We start from the raw sequence: 15997 nt of genomic DNA, 5'->3' as shown, positions 1-15997 counted from the left end.
TCTTCGATTTTGTAAGCATTTTTAAAAATAAAATTTTCTCCATCAGCACGGGCGTAAGCACATACGCTGCGGCGACCGCGTCTTTTGCATATACAGCAAAATATCTATTAAATTCCGCGTTATCCATATTGCAAGATTTTGCACCGCTTTCCAAGACGCCGTGCGGTAGCTTTATTTGTCTTGGAAGAATAAAAACATCGGATCTGATCTTTTTATGAAAATCGGCTGCAAAAAAAAGACCTTGAAATATCTCCGTTTCCTTTTTTTCATAAATCAAAGTGAAAAAGCTATCATCTATAGTCTCTTTAGACATCCAAATATCGCAAAAGCTGAAATCCACACCGTCTATGTTTCCGCATATCAAGTCATCTCCGCCGGAATTTGCATATTGATTAAAAAGCCCGCTTTGCAGAATATCTTGCTCTTGAGTTACGGCGCCGAATCTGTTGTATTTGTATCCTAGACTTTCGACGTAGGGTGCTATGTAGAGGGCTTTGTATTGTAGCGCGAATTCTCGCGTTTTGACTTTGTAGGTTTTTTCGTAAAATAGCTTATAAGTAAAATATAGCGCTATGCCCAGACCAAATAAAAGATACGGCATCCCCAAAGGCGTACCCTCTTCGCTAGCCATATACCTCATTAGGAAAACCGCAGGGATAAATATCGCATAGGCTTTAAGCAGGCTTATTATTTTCCATTTTATGCGGCTTTGCAGCAGCTTGCGGCGCTCTTTTTCCAAATTTACGATAGTTTGTACGTCTAACAATTTTCGATCCTAAATTTCACCGCTTGCGGCAAGATAGCTCAAATTTAAACTCTAAATTTAAGCAGGCAAAGCTAGGCTTAAAGCTCTCCGTTAAATTTCAGCAGTTCGTTTGCATACGCTCGCACGCTCGCATCCACCGCTACAAGCGCGTCCGCATCCGTTACGCTAGGCGAGTTAAATTTCTCCGCGCACTTTAACACCACGCGCGCAATGTCGGTGAAGCGGCACCGCTGTTGCAAAAACGCATTTACGCCCGCTTCGTTCGCGGCGTTGATAACGACGCCTAGATCGGGGTTCGCTAGCAGCGCGTCTTTGAGGGTAAAGATTTGAAATTTCATCTCGTCGATCGGTTTAAACTCTATCGGTCGCAGGGCGCACAGATCCACGGGCGCGGTGATCTGCTCCCGTACGTCGCCGCTAAACATCGCGTGTGCGATGGCTAGGCGCATATCGGCCCTGCTAATGTGCGCCGTCGTAGAGCCGTCTGCGAATTCGACTAGAGCGTGGATCTGCGAGGTGCGCTCGATAAGCGCATCGATCTCGCGCGTGCCGTAGAGCCAAAATGCCTCGATCACCTCAAAGAGCTTATTCGCCATCGTGGCGCTGTCGATCGTGATCTTTGCGCCCATCTTCCAGTTGGGGTGCTTGAGGGCGTTTTGCGGCGTGAGCGAGCCGAGCTGCGTTAACGGCACGTCGTAAAACGCGCCCCCGCTAGCCGTGATGATTAGGCGAGAAACGGGGATTTTGGCATTGCTAAGTAGAAATTTCAGCCCGAAATGCTCGCTGTCGATCGGGAAAATTTTATCCGTTTGCAGAAATTTCCCGCCGACGACGAGACTCTCTTTGTTGGCTAAACAGAGCCTCTTTCCGAGCTCTTGGGTTTTTAGGCTGGGCATCATGCCCGCAAAGCCTACGAGAGCGTTTACCACGGTCGTGCTTTTGCACTCCGCAAGCATTTGCAAAATTCCATCCGCGCCGTAAAATACGCGCTTGTGATCTACCTCGCTTTTTTGCTGCGCGTCCGCGATACAGACGAGCTTTGGGTGAAATTTTGCGATCTGTTCGTTTAAGAGCTTGATATTGCGCCCGCAGCTAAGCGCTTCGATCATACTACCGCTGCGCGCGGCTACGTCTAGGGTGTTTGTGCCGATAGAGCCCGTGGAGCCTAAAACTACCATGAATAGACTATCGCCATCGCGATCGCGCCGAACATATAGCCGTCGATGCGGTCTAAGATCCCGCCGTGTCCGGGAAAGAGCGCGCCGCTGTCTTTAAGACCTGCCGCGCGCTTTAGGTAGCTCTCAAACAGATCGCCGAATACGCCAAAAATTGCTATGATGATGGTTTTTCCTAAAATTTCAAGCGGCGGCATATTGGTAAAGATGCGCGCATAAATGAGGCTAACTATAAGCGCGAGCGCAAGACCACCTAGCACGCCCTCTACGGTTTTATTCGGCGAACTGGCGCTTAGCGGGGTTTTGCCGAAGGCTCTTCCGATAAAATATGCGCCGCTATCGCTAGCTACGATAATAAAGATCAGCCAAACGAAGTGAAAAACTTCCCCGAAATCATCATAGGCCGCCCACATAAAAAATATCGGCGCAACGGGATAGATGAAAGGAAGTGTGATCTTTAGGCTGGGGCCCTTGGTAAAGGCCACGACAGAGGCGACGCATAGGATCATTAGGATGCTAACTTTTAGCGCTGAGACGAAGGGTTCGTCGGTCTGCGTAAATGGTAGCAGCGCAAAAAACGCGATCGCCAGCGCGAGCCACTTTTTGCTAGTTTCCTCTAGACCCCATAATTTGAGGCTTTCAAAAAACGCAAGCACGAGTATCAGCGCAAATACGGCGAAATTTAGCCACCTGGCGTTTATTAGAATTAGAGCCAAAAATACGGCTAGTAAAATGCTTGCCGTGATTATTCTTTGCTTCATAGAATTTCCTTGGAATTTATTTTGAATAATTATACTGCAAGCTCGCTTATTACGGCTTTAAAACGCTGATTGTTTTAAAATTTACGTAGTTTACGAAAGCACCTTCGTTGATTTTGACATTTTGACGTTTGGTGTAATCGACGAGATATTTTCCGCTGCCACTTGCACTGAAGCTCACGCAAATTTTAGCGGCGAATTCGATTACCTCTTCGCTTAGACTTTGCTTATTTGTCTTTACGATGACGTGTGCGCTTGGAATATCCTTAAGATGAAACCAATAGTCGGATTTGGAGCTATTTTTTAGTAAGAACTCATTGCCTTTTTCGTTTTTACCGACGCTGATTTTAAAATCCCCGAGATAAAAGCTCGCTACATATTCGCTATTTTTTTCCTTGCTTTTTTGCCTAATTTGCGTGCGCTTAGGCATTAGAATTTCGATCTCGCGTGCGTCCTGTGCGGCAAGGACGAGCGATTTTAAATTCTCATAAAACGCGAGTTTCTCCTTTAAATTTTGCTCTTCGATATGGATATTAGCAGCCTTTTGGCGCAGACGCTTTGCCTCGGAGTAAAGCTCGCCCAAAGCAGCGCTTGCAGGTTTTTGCAGCTTAAATTCTACCGCTTCGGCGTCTCCTTTTTGCAGCGTAAATTCTCGCGCGCTAGTTGGAATTTTATAGATATTTTCTTTTAGCAAGGCGGCTTTCGCACCTAAAAGCTCGGCGCTTCGCAGTAGTTCGGCGCTGCTTTGCAAAGAGTCTAAAGCCTCACGCACCGAGTCTAGCTTTTTATTTAGCGCCGTGATTTTTGCGGATTTGAGCGCGTCTAAGCGATCCGCATTTAGCGCGTTAAATTCCGCGCGAAAAAATGCTCTAAAGTCCGAAATTTTTGGCACGGGGGCTTCTTTAATATTTGCAGGCGGTAGATGGCGAAGTTTTCTTCCTACCTTGATCTGTCTAAATTCCGTTTCGAAGTGCCGCAGCGCCTCTAAAATCACATCGTTTTCATCGCTGATTATTACGTTGGTAAATCGCCCGGTAAATTCGAAGTAGATATTTGAGCTTTGGGTTTTGTAGCTTGCGTTTTGGCTTACGCTAAGGCATAGAATTCTATTATTTTCTGGCACGCTAACGGAGGTAATGCGCGATTTTACGAAGCGCTTGGCAAGTAGCACATCAAAGGGCGCCGCGTAAACCTTACCTTCGGTAAAAGCGTCATTTTCGTGGATATTGCAGCCTGATTTATTCATATCAAAAAACAGCGTCTCATTGCCGTCAAAGCAGACTTTAAAAAGGTTATCTCCTACGCGTTTAATGTGCGAAAGGAAGCGTTTGGCGCGTAGATACTCGCAAATTTGAATTAAATTTTGATACTTCATACGCGTTAAAATTTCTCTTTGTGGATTTTGCTTAAATTTAGCTTCTGCAGATCGTGCGGGCTCGGGCGCTGCTGCAGCACGCCGAGGGCTAGTATCGCTTCTGCATTGAAATTTAGCGGAAAGTCCAGCGCCTCGCGCAAAAACTCCTCGCAGCTGCGTCCGTCCGCAGCGGCGCGCAATCTTACCTGCACCCAGCAGCTGCCGAGATTTAGCGCGCTTGCGGCAAGGTGCATGTAGCCTAGCGCTACCGAGCAGTCCTCGATCCAGACGTCCTGCTTCTGCGCATCTGCGATCACTACGATCGCGGCTGCGGCCTGTTTTAGCATATTCGCTCCGCTGCTGCGGCACGCGCTTAGTCGATCAAGCATCCGTTTGTCGCGCACGAGGATGAACTCCCACGGGCGGCGTGCATGCCCCGACGGCGCAAGCAGGCCCGCTTTTAAAATTTTATCCAGCGCCTCGTCCTCAAGCGGTCCCTGCGCGTATTTTCTTACACTTCTGCGGTTTGCAAAAATATCTAAAATTTCCATCGTCTCGCTCCTTGCGGCTCAATTATACATAAAATTGCAAAAATTTATGATTTTTTAGCTAAAATCGCGCAAATTTAACCGATACGAAGGAGATTTTATGAAGCAAACGATCACGGAGAAAATTTTTAGCGAGCACGTGGGCGAGGCGGTTTTTGCGGGACAGATCATCGAAAGCGCCATCGATATGGTCATCGGCAACGACATCACGACGCCGATTTCGATCAAGCAGTTCGAGCTTAGCGGCGCGAAAAAGCTCGCCAACCCGGACGGCTTTGCGATCGTGATGGATCACTACATCCCTACGAAGGATATTTTAAGCGCAAACCAAGCTAAAATTTCACGCGAGTTTGCTTATAAGCACGATTTGAAAAACTATTTCGACGAAAAAGATATGGGTATCGAGCATGCGCTGATGCCTGAAAAAGGGCTCGTAGTGCCCGGCGACGTCATTATCGGCGCGGATAGTCACACCTGTACCCACGGCGCGCTTGGGGCATTTGCGACCGGTATGGGCAGCACCGATCTTGCTTTTGCGATGATAACGGGCAAGAATTGGTTTAAAGTACCGCCTACGATCAAAGTAATTTTTCACGGCAAGCCCGCGCCGCACATCTACGGCAAGGATCTGATCCTGGAAGTGATCCGCCTCATCGGCGTGGACGGCGCGCGCTATAAGGCTTTGGAGTTCTGCGGCAACGCGCTGGAGCATTTGGATATGGATAGCAGATTTTCGCTTTGCAATATGGCAATCGAAGCGGGCGGTAAGAGCGGTATCGTCGCGGTTGATGAGATCACGAAGGAATTTTTGGCGGATAAAAGCTTGCGCGCCGAGCCGAAATTTCACTACTCCGACGAGGGCGCGAACTATGAGCAAATTTTAGAGATCGACGTTAGCAAGCTTGATCCGGTGATCGCATACCCGTTCCTGCCTAGCAACGGCAAGAGCGTGCGCGAAGCAGTACGCGATGATATCGCCGTCGATCAGGTCTTTATCGGCAGCTGTACCAACGGCAGGCTCTCCGATCTGCGGATCGCCGCGCAAATTTTAAAAGGTCGCAAGGTTGCGCGCAAAACCCGCCTCATCATCACGCCTGCGACGCAAAAGATCGCTTTAGCCGCGCAAAAAGAGGGGCTGTGGGATATTTTCGTAGAAGCGGGCGCAGTCGTGAGCAACCCGACCTGTGGCGCGTGCCTGGGCGGATATATGGGGATTTTGGGCGTGGGCGAGCGCTGCGTAAGCACGACAAATCGAAATTTCGTGGGTCGCATGGGTGATAGAACGAGCGAAGTGTATCTGGCAAACTCCGCCGTCGCCGCAGCTAGCGCCGTCGCAGGCAAGATCGCCGACCCGAGGGATTTGTAAAAGTAACTATGGAAATATATGATTTTCTAAAAGTCATACTTGGTGCAGCATTAACAATCTGTGGACAATGGATATATGTCAATTTAAATACAAAAAAAGATAAAAATAAACTAAAGCGGCAAAAACTAGAGGAGGCCTTTATTATAATCGGAGATATTTTAGGAGGAATGAGCAAGAAATGGATGTTATTGATAAATCCAAATTTTAATATAGAGGATACGAAATTTGAAATTGGAAAATTACACCTATTGATTAGTTTTTACGCTCCAGAATTGCAAGAAGATTATAAAGATTTCATGGCTACATACCAAGAGTTTTTTTGGCTATTAAAAGAAAGATATGATATTGAAGACAACAATATGGAAGATATTAAAAAGATAGTGATGAAATTCGACTCATTGTTGGCTTTATTTGCTTCGAAAGGCAATAAAATCAAAGAAAAATTAGTTACAATGACAGAAAAATTATAGGTTTTAATGCTACGCTTTAAATTTGTAAAATATTTTTATTTTAGTTAGTACTAAAAAAATTACATATCGACGCGACAATACATTCTTGCTTTTTTGAGTGTGCTCCTATTGGCTTAAAGTTTATAATTTCACTCGCTACTGCTCATTAAGGATGCCGGCACGAGGAATTTTGTGGTTAAATGAGGAATTTTGTGGTTAAATTTAGTTAGTGAATATGAAAAATCATGAAGTTACAGCGCTTTAATGTGAATATTTTTTCTGAAAAGTTAAATTTATCCGCTATAAAAGCAGCAAAAATAAGCTCAAAAATAGCAATATAGCGCTATTTTATGTGGCAATGCGGCGTAAACAATTTACCCACTTCTTTATAAAATTTACGCCGCACAAGCCCTACGCCTCCAAAATCGCTCCGTTGCTAGCGTTCGTTACCAGTTTGCGATACATTCGTAGCCAGCGATACGGCAGCGGTTTTTCAAGCGGTTTAAATTTGGCCCTGCGCTCGGCGATCTCGGCTTCGCTTAGACGCACGTTGATCGCGTATGTATCCACGTCGATATCGATGATGTCACCGTCCTCTAGCAGTCCGATCATGCCGCCCTCGGCAGCCTCCGGGCTCACGTGCCCGACGCTTAGCCCTCTAGTCGCACCGCTAAAACGCCCGTCCGTGATGAGAGCTACGTCCGCGCCCAGCCCTCGCCCCATGATGAGCGAAGTCGGGCTTAGCATCTCCTGCATGCCTGGGCCTCCGCGCGGCCCTTCGTAGCGGATGACGACCACGTCGCCTTTGTTTACCTTGCCGCTTGAGATCCCCTCTATCGCCTCGTCTTGGCTGTTAAAGCAGACCGCCTTGCCGCTAAATTTGCGCTCGCCGATAATGCCCGCGGTCTTGATGACGCAGCCCTGCTCGGCTAGATTTCCAAACAAAACCGCCAGCCCGCCGACCTGCGAGTAGGCATTTTCGACCTTGCGGATGACAGATTCGTCTTTTATGGCGCTAGCTCCGACGCGCTCGCCCAGGCTTTCGCCGCTTACCGTTAGTGCGTCTAAGCCCAGCAACCCGCTATCGCGGCGCGAAATTTCATTTATCACGGCGCTTAGGCCGCCCGCGCGGTCTATATCCTCCATATGCACGTTTGGCAGGCTCGGGCTGATTTTCGCGATGTGAGCGATCTTGCGGCTGATCTCATTGAGCCCTGCGATCTGTAAATTTACCCCCGCTTCGCGTGCGATAGCTAGGATATGCAGCACGGTGTTGCTGCTGCCGCCCATAGCCATATCGACTACCAGGGCGTTTTGGATCGATTTTTCGTTCACGATATTTCGGATTTTGTATTTTTCATCCAGCGCGATTTGGCAAATTCGTCGTCCCGCCTGCCTGATAAGATCCTCGCGCTCAGGTGTAAGCGCAGGCACCGTGCCGTTGCCTTTTAGCGCGATACCCATCGCTTCGCACAGCGTATTCATCGAGTTTGCCGTAAACATCCCCGAGCAGCTGCCTCCGCTCGGACAGGCGGCGCACTCGATCTCTTTTAGCTCCTCGGCGCTGATCTCTTTGGTTTCAAATTTACCCACCGCCTCAAACGCCGTAGATAGGTCGATCGGCTCGCCTTTTTTAGTGTAGCCCTTTTTCATCGGGCCGCCGCTAACAAAAACCGTCGGTACGTTCACGCGAAGCGCGCCCATCACCATGCCGGGCACGATTTTATCGCAGTTTGGCATGCACACAAGAGCGTCCAGAGCGTGCGCATTCATAACCGTTTCGATCGAGTTTGCGATGAGCTCGCGGCTAGGCAGGCTATAGAGCATCCCGCTGTGCCCCATTGCGATGCCGTCGTCCACGCCGATGCAGTTAAACTCAAACGGCACGCAGCCGTTTTTGCGGATCTCGTCTTTTAAAATTTCGGAGTATTTGTTGAGGAAAAAGTGCCCGGGGATAATCTCTATGAAGCTATTTGCCACGCCGATAAATGGCTTTTCAAAGTCCTCGTCCTTTAGTCCGGTCGCTCTTAGCAAGCTTCTGTGCGGCGCGCGCGTATAGCCTTTTTTGATGATGTCGCTTCTCATTTTTTGTCCTTGAATTGAAATTTTCTCCATTTTAGCATAAAATTTTACCGCTGCGGGACGTTTTGAATTTTGCGCATTAAAATTTAAAGAGGGACTATTGAGCTTAATCAAACCGAATCACTCCTGTTTTTGATATAATTGCACATCGATTATCAAAATCTTGCCGTTTGGCAGGAATGAAAAGAGGAGAAGATGCAAAGAAGAAATTTCTTAAAACTAACGTCTGCGTTGGCGGCTAGCGGCCTTGCTAGCCCTCTTTTTGCAAAGGAGGCCTTCACTATCTACGGCGCGCCCGCGATGCCTAGCCTCATCATCGGCGTTGCGTGCATGCAGGGGCAGATCGGCAAAAAATACGACGCGAAGCTTGAGCTTTGGCGCGATCCCGATCAGCTGCGCGCAGGCGTGGCAAACGGCGAGTACAAGGTCATGATGAGCCCTAGCAACGTGGGGGTGAATCTCGCAAATCAGGGGCGCAAGATCGGTATGGTAAATATCCTCACCGAGGGGCTAAATTTTGTGATGAGCAAGGGCGAGAAGATAACGGAATTTGCGCAGTTGAAGGGCAAAAAGATCGTCATGCCTTTTAAAAACGATATGCTAGACATCATCGTGCGAGCCATAGCGAAAAAGCAGGGCATTAGCGGGCTGAATATCGACTACACCGCCAGCCCCGCAGAGAGCGCGCAGCTGTTTTTGGCTAAGGACTACGACGTCGCGATCACGGTCGAGCCGCTAGCAAGCGCCATGATCTTAAAGGGCAAAGTATCGGGTATCGCCGTGCAACGAGGAGCAAATTTAAGCGATATGTGGGCGCAGGCGTTTTCGGTAAAGCCCATCATCCCGCAAGCAGGCATCATCGCAGATACCGATTTTTACGCCGCGAAAAAGGCGGATTTTGAAATTTTAAATGCCGATTTAGCGGACGCGCTTGCGTGGATCAAAGCGAACAAACAAAGCGCTGCGGCGATCGGGACGAATTTCTTTCCCGCGCCGCCGCCTGCGATATTTATGAGCATCGATACGTCGAATTTATGCGTCAAAAAGCCTAGCGAGATCAAGGACGAGCTTTTAAAATTTTATGAAATTTTGATGGAATTTAACCCTAAGCTCATCGGCGGCGCGATGCCTAAGGACGAGTTTTTTCTATGCTAAAAATCGATAAAATTCGCAAAGCTCAAAACCCCGCGTTTTACGTCATAGACTATCTATGGGGCGGCTTTGCGAGCCTAGGGGCGGTGTGCTTTTTCATAGCCGCCTGGCAGGTGGCGAGCGAGGCTTACGGGCCGCTCATCTTGCCCGAACCCGCGGCTGTTTTTTCTAAGGCGTGCGAAATTTTAAAAAATTTCGCTGCAAACGATCTAGCCTTGTCGCTTAAACGTGCGCTTGCAGGCACCTTCCTCGCGCTTTTTGCGGGGATTTGCAGCGGGCTTGCGGCTGGGTATTTTAAAAGCCTGCGAGCCTTTTTAAACCCGCTAATTACCGTGCTTCTCTCGACGCCGCCCATCGTTTGGATCGTACTTGCGATATTTTGGTTTCATTTCGGCGATACAAGCGTGCTTTTTACCGTCGTTATCGTAGTCGCGCCGATGACTTTTGCATCCGCGGCGCAGGCGATGGCTAGCGTGAGCACCGAATACACCGAGCTTTTTGACAGCTACAAAAGCTCAATTTTAAAAAAACTGCGCTACCTCTACGCGCCGCACCTAATCGAGCGGCTGCTCCCTGCGATCTATGTCGCGGTCAGCAACGGCGCGAAGGTGCTTGTGATGGCGGAGCTTTTGGGCGCGAACGACGGCATCGGCGCAAAGATCGCCGAAGCGCGCGTCAATATCGATACGGTCGAGGTCATGGCATATGTGTGCCTAGTCATAGCCTTTACGGCGCTTTTCGATTATCTCGTGACCAAGCCGCTTCAAATTTTACTGATGCCGTGGAGCAGATGATGCTAAAAATTTCAAATCTGCGCTACGAAATTTTGCGCGACGTTATAATTTCAGATTTTTCTTTGCAGCTGCGCGCGGGCGAGGTAAAGACGCTTTTTGGCCCCAGCGGCTGCGGCAAGACCTCGCTTTTACGGCTGGTCTGCGGGCTAGAGGATAAAAAAAGCGGGCAGATCGAAAACGACTTTAAAAAAATCAGCTTTTTGTTTCAAGAAAACCGCCTGTTACCGAACCTCACGGCGCTTAAAAATATCGAAATTTTTAGCCCCTCCCGCGTGAGCGAAATTTACGCCCTCGCCGCAAAGATCGGGCTAAGTCCGAGCGATCTGAATAAATTCCCGCGCGAGCTAAGCGGCGGCATGCAAAAGCGCACGGCATTTTTGCGCACTATCCTTAGTGGCTGCGATCTGGCACTGCTTGATGAGCCATTTGTAGGTCTAGATCGCGATCTGCGCGGCGTGCTGATCGAAATTTTAGTCTCAAAGATCGAGCGCGAGGGGCTTGCCTGCCTTTTGGTGACCCACGACCGCTTCGAAGCCGCACGCCTAAGCCACGAGATCATCGAGCTCGAGCCCAAAGGGATGGGGCTTAGGCGCGTCGTGAGCCTAGATGAGCCGCTAAGCGCGCGCGACGAGCAATACGAAGAGCGCGTGGTAAACGAGCAGTTTGGGGGAGTGAGCTATTATGAGTAGAAATTTTATCTTTAGTGCGCGCAAGCAGGGAGATTCTGCACGAATTTTAAACTTACGTTGCAGCTCAGACGCGAGCAAGCAGGGCTTTGGCGCGCATCGCAATCCAGGCGCGTACGGATACGGACTATTGCGGAGCGTCGAATACTGCGATTTAGGCGCACGCAGGCATGGGTTTTTACAAAGTACTAAATGTCGCGATGTCGGCGCGGGCGGGCACAGGCTCTTGCGAGATACTAAATGTTATGATTTCGTTGCTTGCATAGACAGGCTCTTTCGGGACATCGGATGCTACGATCTTAGCGCAAGCGGATATAGCCTTTCGCAGGACATTGGGCGCCGTGGTTTTGCCGTACCGAAATACGAACTGCGCAGCCGCGTGAACTGCGTTTATAGCGTGAGCGTGCTCTTGAACGGCGCAGTGTGCTGCGGTTTTGCAGCACAAAATTCGGCGAAATTTAGCGGCGATACATACCGCGGCTCTAGCGAGAGTGCTTACTCGCGGTGTAGCTCTAGCACGAACGCTTGCTTACGGTGCGCTGACGCGAACCGAGATGTCCACTCACGCCGCGATCCCACTCGTTTGCAGCGCAGCTCTAGCACGAGCGCTCGTTTGCAATCTAGTATGAGCGTCTGCTCGCAGCGCAACTTCAATGCAGGCGTCTGCTTACGGCGCGTTGGCACGAAGCAGGGCGTCCATTTGTACTGCAAATTTGGCGCGAACCTAGACGCCTTTCTACGTTGCGGTTTTGATGCTTGTGGATTGAGCGCGCAGTTCAGTGCTCAAAAAGCCGTTTTTAGCGCCTATCGCTCGCTGTTTTGCGATGTAAGCGGGCTAGGCAGCAAGCAAAATCCAGCTCTAGACACTTTTTGTGCGGTGCGGAATTTTTTGAATTTACATGTCGCACGCCATTTTAAGAATTTTAGCCCCGTAAATTTGAAGAAATTTAACCTCGCCGCCTCGCAATTTGTAAATTTAAAAAAGCAAATCCGCGCCGGCGAAGGTGCCGATAAGAGCGCCGAGCCGCGCAATTTGACGAGTTTTGGGCGCGAAACCCGTGTACTGCGCAGACTAGGCTTTGAAAGTAAAATTCTCGCGCCGCGTAGATTTTACTTTGAGAGTGCGGTTGGTGCGCCGTGCGGACCCGGCCTCGGATACAGAAATTGCGAATTTGCGCAAAATTCTAAAGTTTGTGCCTCGGATTTTACACAAAATTTTAAAAATTTTACATGGAGCTTGAAAGCCGAGCCCGTGCAAAATTGTAAAATTTCCGCTCTAAATTTTATACAAAATTTTTGGAATTCTGTTCGCGGCAGGGAAGCCGGGTCTATGCAAGGCTTCGGAAATTCGGGCCGAAATTTTGAGCCGAAATTCCCGCAGAGCGCTAAAAATTCCGATCGAAATTTAGAGACAGAGCTCGCGCGAGACTTTAAAAATCAAAATTCCACACAGGACTTCTCACAAAACGGTAAAAGCTACGATCAAAATTCTACTCAGGGTTTCTTGCAAAGCGTTAAAAGCTCCGATCAAAGTCAAAATTTCAAACCCGCCCGCGCGCAAAGCTTCAAATATCGAAATTTCGCGCAGGATTTCTTGCAAAGCGGCGGAAGCGCCGAGCCGAGTTCTATTCAAAACTTCTCACAAAGCGCTAAAAATTCTGATCGAAATTTTAAGACCAATTCCACGCAAGACCGAACAGAGCCTGTTTCGCCGCAGGAGCTCAAAAATCTCGAGCCGTGCTCGGCGCAGCGGCTAGGCTTTTACGCGCCTAAATTTAAAGATGAGCGCGCGAGGAATTTTTTCTCCCATCCGATGCGCGCTTTCGTTCTTTGCGCCTGCTTTTTTGCGGCGCTGGGGGCGCTTAGCTTTTTAGCACCCGATGCGCTGGCGATCGATTATGTCAGCGCTCATAAGTTTTATTTTCTGTTTTTGGCGCCCTCGTGCATCTACGCGGCGTTTTTGCTTACCGCGCTGCCCGATTGGACGAATTTCGAGGGCTCGCTAAAGCCCGTCTCGCTTGCTTTTGCCGCCTGCCTGATCGCGGCTTTTATCGCAAGCTTTTTAAATTTACGGCTCGCGGCGGCGATTGTGGGGCTGTTTTGGGCGGTATTTTTCATCTTTGCGGCGCGGCTTTTGTGGCTGGATAAAAACTCGAATAATTTTAGCATCCTGGCGGTCTTAGCGGCGTTTTGCGCCTGCTCTGCGGCCTACGGCGCAAGCGGGGATGAGAAGTTTTTGCTTAGCTTCGTGCATATCAACGTCGTGGCAATCGCCGTCGTAAGCTACCGCATAAGCGTCGTCATCGGCAACGAAGCGTTAAGAGAGGGCGGGCTGAAGGACGCTGTTTTTATTCCAAATTTTATCTACAAAAATTTAGCCGCTTTCCTCGCCTTTGCTTTGGCGCTCGCGAGCCCATTTTTAAGCGAGGCGACGTGCGGGTTTATCGCGCTTGGCATCGGATTTTTGTTTTTGGCAAAGCTTCGCGAGCTACACTACGTCGAAATTTTAAGCCGCCACTATATGGCGTTTTACTACGCGCTACAGGCTGCGTGCGCGGCAGGATACCTGTGGCTGGGCGCGACGCTGATCCACGGGGGATACGCTGCCGCGCCGCTGCACGTCATCGCGATCTGCTATATGTATGGAGCGATACTTTTCGTGGGAATGATCGCCGGACAGCGTCACAGCGGAATTTCGCCGCTAAACTTCCCGCGCCTAAGCCGCACGGCGCTCGTTTTGGCTCTGGGTGCAGGGGGCTTAAGAGCCGTTTGTGCGGGCGAGAGCTTTATTTTATACGTGATGATCCCCTCGGCACTTTTCATCGCCGCAGTCGCGCTATATCTGATAAATTTCGTTCCGATCTTTCTGAAAAATCCTTTCAGCGCGGATCCGGATTGATGCTCATCAAAGCAGGCTTGCTAAATTTTAGCTACAATCGACCAAATTTCATTTCAAGGAGAGCTTATGCAACACATCAAAAATATCGACGCCGCTAAGGCCGTAGAGCTTGCTTCGCTAGTCGAAGTATCCCCTCACAAGGTGATTTCGCGCACCCTCGCGCAAAATCCTGCGCTGAATATGACGCTTTTTGCCTTCGACGGCGGCGAGGAGATCAGCTCGCACAAATCAGACGGCGACGCGTTCGTTTACGTGCTTGAGGGGGAGGGCGATTTCACGATCGACGGGCAGAAGCACCGCGTAAAAGCGGGGCAAAGTATCGTCATGCCTGCGGGCTTGCCACACGCGATCTCGGCACCCGCGCCGTTTAAGTGGTTTTTAGTGGTGGTTTTTTAGCCTCTAAGCTTAAGGGCGGGTCAAATTTTAAAATTTAACCCGCCCGCCGCTTCATAAAATTTTATCCGAAATTCCATTAGCAGGGTCCTTCTGTCTGTTTCAGACCGTTCCCGCTCGCCTTCGCAAAATTTTAAAATTCCAAAACGTTTAAATTTTACTTTTATCGCGCCAAAAAAATTCGCTGAGTTTGCAAACCGTGCGGGAGCTGAAAATAACGCATCGCGTTTGCGCGCCGTGTCTAGCCCCGAAATCGCGCGCTTGAGCTCGCATCGCAAGTCAAATCCATAGCTCGCGCGTTAAATTTCAAAGCCGCGCCAGGCGTGTAATATATATTGGGCGAGTAGAGCAGACGGGCGCTGTAGTAGGGCGACCCTGCCGAGTGCGCAATGCGCGGTCTAGCTCATAGATCGAGCGTTAAATTTACAGGCCGTGTCCGGCGCAAAATGCACGCCAGACCGGCCTAAATTTTAAAATTTAGCTCTCGCTCGGGGTCAGCTCCTTGATGATGAGCTCGGGCGTGATCGTGCCGCGGAAGTTGTTTTTGCTAATCGTAAAGATCGCGTCCACTCGCTCGCCCGCGCGCGGCAAAAAGTCGTAGTTGAAAAACAGCGCCTCGACGCTGCCGCCGTTTTTATCAAGCGCCATTTTGATATGCTTGCCCTCCTTGCCGATCTCCCTGATGTTGCGGGCGCGCGCGCCTTTGATGCAAAAGAGCGGGCGCGGATTTTTCTGCCCGTAGGGCTCGTAAAATTCTAAAATTTCAAGCAGCTCGAAGTCTATCTGCGACGCGTCCAGCTCGCCCAGCAGATCGTCTTGCGCGCTAAAATCGCTCAGATCCTTAGGCGTTATGCGCTCATTTACGCGCCGCTTAAACTCCTGAAGTAGCGCAGGATCGATCCCTACGCCCGCAGCGCCCTTGTGTCCGCCGAAGGTCGTTAAAATTTCGCTTTGCGAGGAGATCAGCTCTAAAATGTCAAATTTACCGATGCTGCGCGCGCTTCCTTTGGCGCGCGAGTCGCTTACGCTAAAGACGATCGCGGGCTTTTTGTAGGTCTTGCTTAGGCGGCTTGCGACGATGCCGATGATGCCTTCATGCCACTGCGGGCCCCACACGACGATGACGTTATCGCTCGGATCGACGCTTTTTACGATCTCGTCGTAGAGGTTTTTCTCCTCCTCTTTGCGCGAGTTGTTGATCGAATTTATCGTCTCTAGGTAGTGATTTGCCTCTCTGATATTTTTGGCGCATAGGAAGTTATACGACATCGTCGCATCGTCCATCCGCCCCGTGCAGTTGATAAGCGGCGCGATCGTGTAGCTGATATCGTCGAATTCGAAATGCTTTTTGAAATAATGCTCCTTAATCGCCTTGAAGCAGGCGCGGTTTGAGCTATTTAGCCGCTTGATACCGAAGCGCAGCAGCGCACGGTTCATGTCGCGCAGCTCCATCATATCGGCGATTATGGCGATGATGAGGATATCCATCGAGCTTGCCATATCGTAGTTCACGCCGAGGGTTTCTTTTAGCGCGCCTACGAGATACCACGCTACCTGCGCGCCGCAAATTTCGAT

14 protein-coding genes are annotated in these 15997 nt (G+C 49.7%); 7 read left to right on the top strand and 7 right to left on the bottom strand.

Features of this window, described 5'->3' with window-relative positions:
• The 5 genes from Q0277_RS08380 to Q0277_RS08360 form a co-directional block, all read right to left on the bottom strand.
• A partial coding sequence (locus Q0277_RS08380; RefSeq protein ID WP_297997213.1) for a DUF3137 domain-containing protein occupies positions 1–766 on the bottom strand: 766 nt, incomplete at its 3' end.
• Between the two features lie 77 nt (positions 767–843).
• Complete coding sequence (gene dxr / locus Q0277_RS08375; RefSeq protein WP_297997211.1) at positions 844–1944, bottom strand: 1-deoxy-D-xylulose-5-phosphate reductoisomerase; 1101 nt, start codon at positions 1942–1944, stop codon at positions 844–846.
• Positions 1938–2702 (bottom strand): phosphatidate cytidylyltransferase, encoded by a 765-nt coding sequence (locus Q0277_RS08370; RefSeq protein ID WP_005872778.1) that lies wholly within the window; start codon positions 2700–2702, stop codon positions 1938–1940. Before Q0277_RS08370 ends, dxr begins: the two co-directional genes overlap by 7 nt.
• Before the next feature lie 49 nt (positions 2703–2751).
• Positions 2752–4074, bottom strand: coding sequence for an NFACT RNA binding domain-containing protein (locus Q0277_RS08365; RefSeq protein ID WP_297997209.1), 1323 nt, complete (start codon positions 4072–4074; stop codon positions 2752–2754).
• Positions 4075–4079: 5 nt separating this feature from the next.
• The gene (locus Q0277_RS08360) at positions 4080–4604 is read right to left on the bottom strand and encodes a nitroreductase family protein (RefSeq protein ID WP_297997207.1); all 525 of its coding nucleotides are present in this window, start codon (positions 4602–4604) and stop codon (positions 4080–4082) included.
• 97 nt (positions 4605–4701) lie between these two features.
• Between Q0277_RS08360 and Q0277_RS08355 the strand changes: the two genes are divergently transcribed.
• Both Q0277_RS08355 and Q0277_RS08350 read left to right on the top strand, forming a co-directional pair.
• Positions 4702–5967, top strand: coding sequence for a 3-isopropylmalate dehydratase large subunit (locus Q0277_RS08355; RefSeq protein ID WP_297997206.1), 1266 nt, complete (start codon positions 4702–4704; stop codon positions 5965–5967).
• 8 nt (positions 5968–5975) lie between these two features.
• Positions 5976–6437 carry a hypothetical protein gene (locus Q0277_RS08350; protein ID WP_297997204.1) on the top strand — a complete coding sequence of 154 codons (462 nt, stop codon included), beginning with the start codon at positions 5976–5978 and terminating at the stop codon, positions 6435–6437.
• Positions 6438–6827: 390 nt separating this feature from the next.
• On the opposite strand, the gene ilvD is transcribed toward Q0277_RS08350, so the two are convergent.
• Positions 6828–8501: a dihydroxy-acid dehydratase gene (ilvD, locus tag Q0277_RS08345; protein WP_297997203.1), complete on the bottom strand. Its 1674-nt coding sequence runs from the start codon at positions 8499–8501 to the stop codon at positions 6828–6830.
• 192 nt (positions 8502–8693) lie between these two features.
• On the opposite strand from ilvD, the gene Q0277_RS08340 reads away from it, so the two are divergent.
• From Q0277_RS08340 to Q0277_RS08320, 5 genes are all read left to right on the top strand, one after another.
• Positions 8694–9653, top strand: coding sequence for an ABC transporter substrate-binding protein (locus tag Q0277_RS08340; RefSeq protein ID WP_297900712.1), 960 nt, complete (start codon positions 8694–8696; stop codon positions 9651–9653).
• Positions 9647–10444 carry an ABC transporter permease subunit gene (locus Q0277_RS08335; RefSeq protein ID WP_297997201.1) on the top strand — a complete coding sequence of 266 codons (798 nt, stop codon included), beginning with the start codon at positions 9647–9649 and terminating at the stop codon, positions 10442–10444. Before Q0277_RS08340 ends, Q0277_RS08335 begins: the two co-directional genes overlap by 7 nt.
• Positions 10444–11133, top strand: coding sequence for an ATP-binding cassette domain-containing protein (locus tag Q0277_RS08330; RefSeq protein WP_297997199.1), 690 nt, complete (start codon positions 10444–10446; stop codon positions 11131–11133). The genes Q0277_RS08335 and Q0277_RS08330 overlap by 1 nt, the downstream gene beginning before the upstream one ends.
• Positions 11126–14029 (top strand): NnrS family protein, encoded by a 2904-nt coding sequence (locus Q0277_RS08325; protein WP_297997197.1) that lies wholly within the window; start codon positions 11126–11128, stop codon positions 14027–14029. Before Q0277_RS08330 ends, Q0277_RS08325 begins: the two co-directional genes overlap by 8 nt.
• A 66-nt stretch (positions 14030–14095) precedes the next feature.
• A complete protein-coding gene (locus Q0277_RS08320; RefSeq protein WP_297881549.1) occupies positions 14096–14425 on the top strand; it encodes a cupin domain-containing protein in 330 nt (109 codons plus the stop codon).
• 474 nt (positions 14426–14899) lie between these two features.
• On the opposite strand, the gene Q0277_RS08315 is transcribed toward Q0277_RS08320, so the two are convergent.
• Positions 14900–15997 (bottom strand): DHHA1 domain-containing protein (locus Q0277_RS08315; protein ID WP_297997195.1); only part of this gene is annotated, 1098 nt, incomplete at its 5' end.

The organism is uncultured Campylobacter sp. (assembly GCF_938030815.1).
In the GTDB taxonomy this organism is placed as follows: domain Bacteria; phylum Campylobacterota; class Campylobacteria; order Campylobacterales; family Campylobacteraceae; genus Campylobacter_B.
This window is presented reverse-complemented; position numbering and strand designations above follow the sequence as displayed.

Bases quoted from the DNA above. Each gene is read 5' to 3' on its own strand.
- dxr (WP_297997211.1), bottom strand. From the start codon at position 1,944: ATGGTAGTTTTAGGCTCCACGGGCTCTATCGGCACAAACACCCTAGAC.
- Q0277_RS08370 (WP_005872778.1), bottom strand. From the start codon at position 2,702: ATGAAGCAAAGAATAATCACGGCAAGCATTTTACTAGCCGTATTTTTG.
- Q0277_RS08365 (WP_297997209.1), bottom strand. From the start codon at position 4,074: ATGAAGTATCAAAATTTAATTCAAATTTGCGAGTATCTACGCGCCAAA.
- Q0277_RS08360 (WP_297997207.1), bottom strand. From the start codon at position 4,604: ATGGAAATTTTAGATATTTTTGCAAACCGCAGAAGTGTAAGAAAATAC.
- Q0277_RS08355 (WP_297997206.1), top strand. From the start codon at position 4,702: ATGAAGCAAACGATCACGGAGAAAATTTTTAGCGAGCACGTGGGCGAG.
- Q0277_RS08350 (WP_297997204.1), top strand. From the start codon at position 5,976: ATGGAAATATATGATTTTCTAAAAGTCATACTTGGTGCAGCATTAACA.
- ilvD (WP_297997203.1), bottom strand. From the start codon at position 8,501: ATGAGAAGCGACATCATCAAAAAAGGCTATACGCGCGCGCCGCACAGA.
- Q0277_RS08340 (WP_297900712.1), top strand. From the start codon at position 8,694: ATGCAAAGAAGAAATTTCTTAAAACTAACGTCTGCGTTGGCGGCTAGC.
- Q0277_RS08335 (WP_297997201.1), top strand. From the start codon at position 9,647: ATGCTAAAAATCGATAAAATTCGCAAAGCTCAAAACCCCGCGTTTTAC.
- Q0277_RS08330 (WP_297997199.1), top strand. From the start codon at position 10,444: ATGCTAAAAATTTCAAATCTGCGCTACGAAATTTTGCGCGACGTTATA.
- Q0277_RS08325 (WP_297997197.1), top strand. From the start codon at position 11,126: ATGAGTAGAAATTTTATCTTTAGTGCGCGCAAGCAGGGAGATTCTGCA.
- Q0277_RS08320 (WP_297881549.1), top strand. From the start codon at position 14,096: ATGCAACACATCAAAAATATCGACGCCGCTAAGGCCGTAGAGCTTGCT.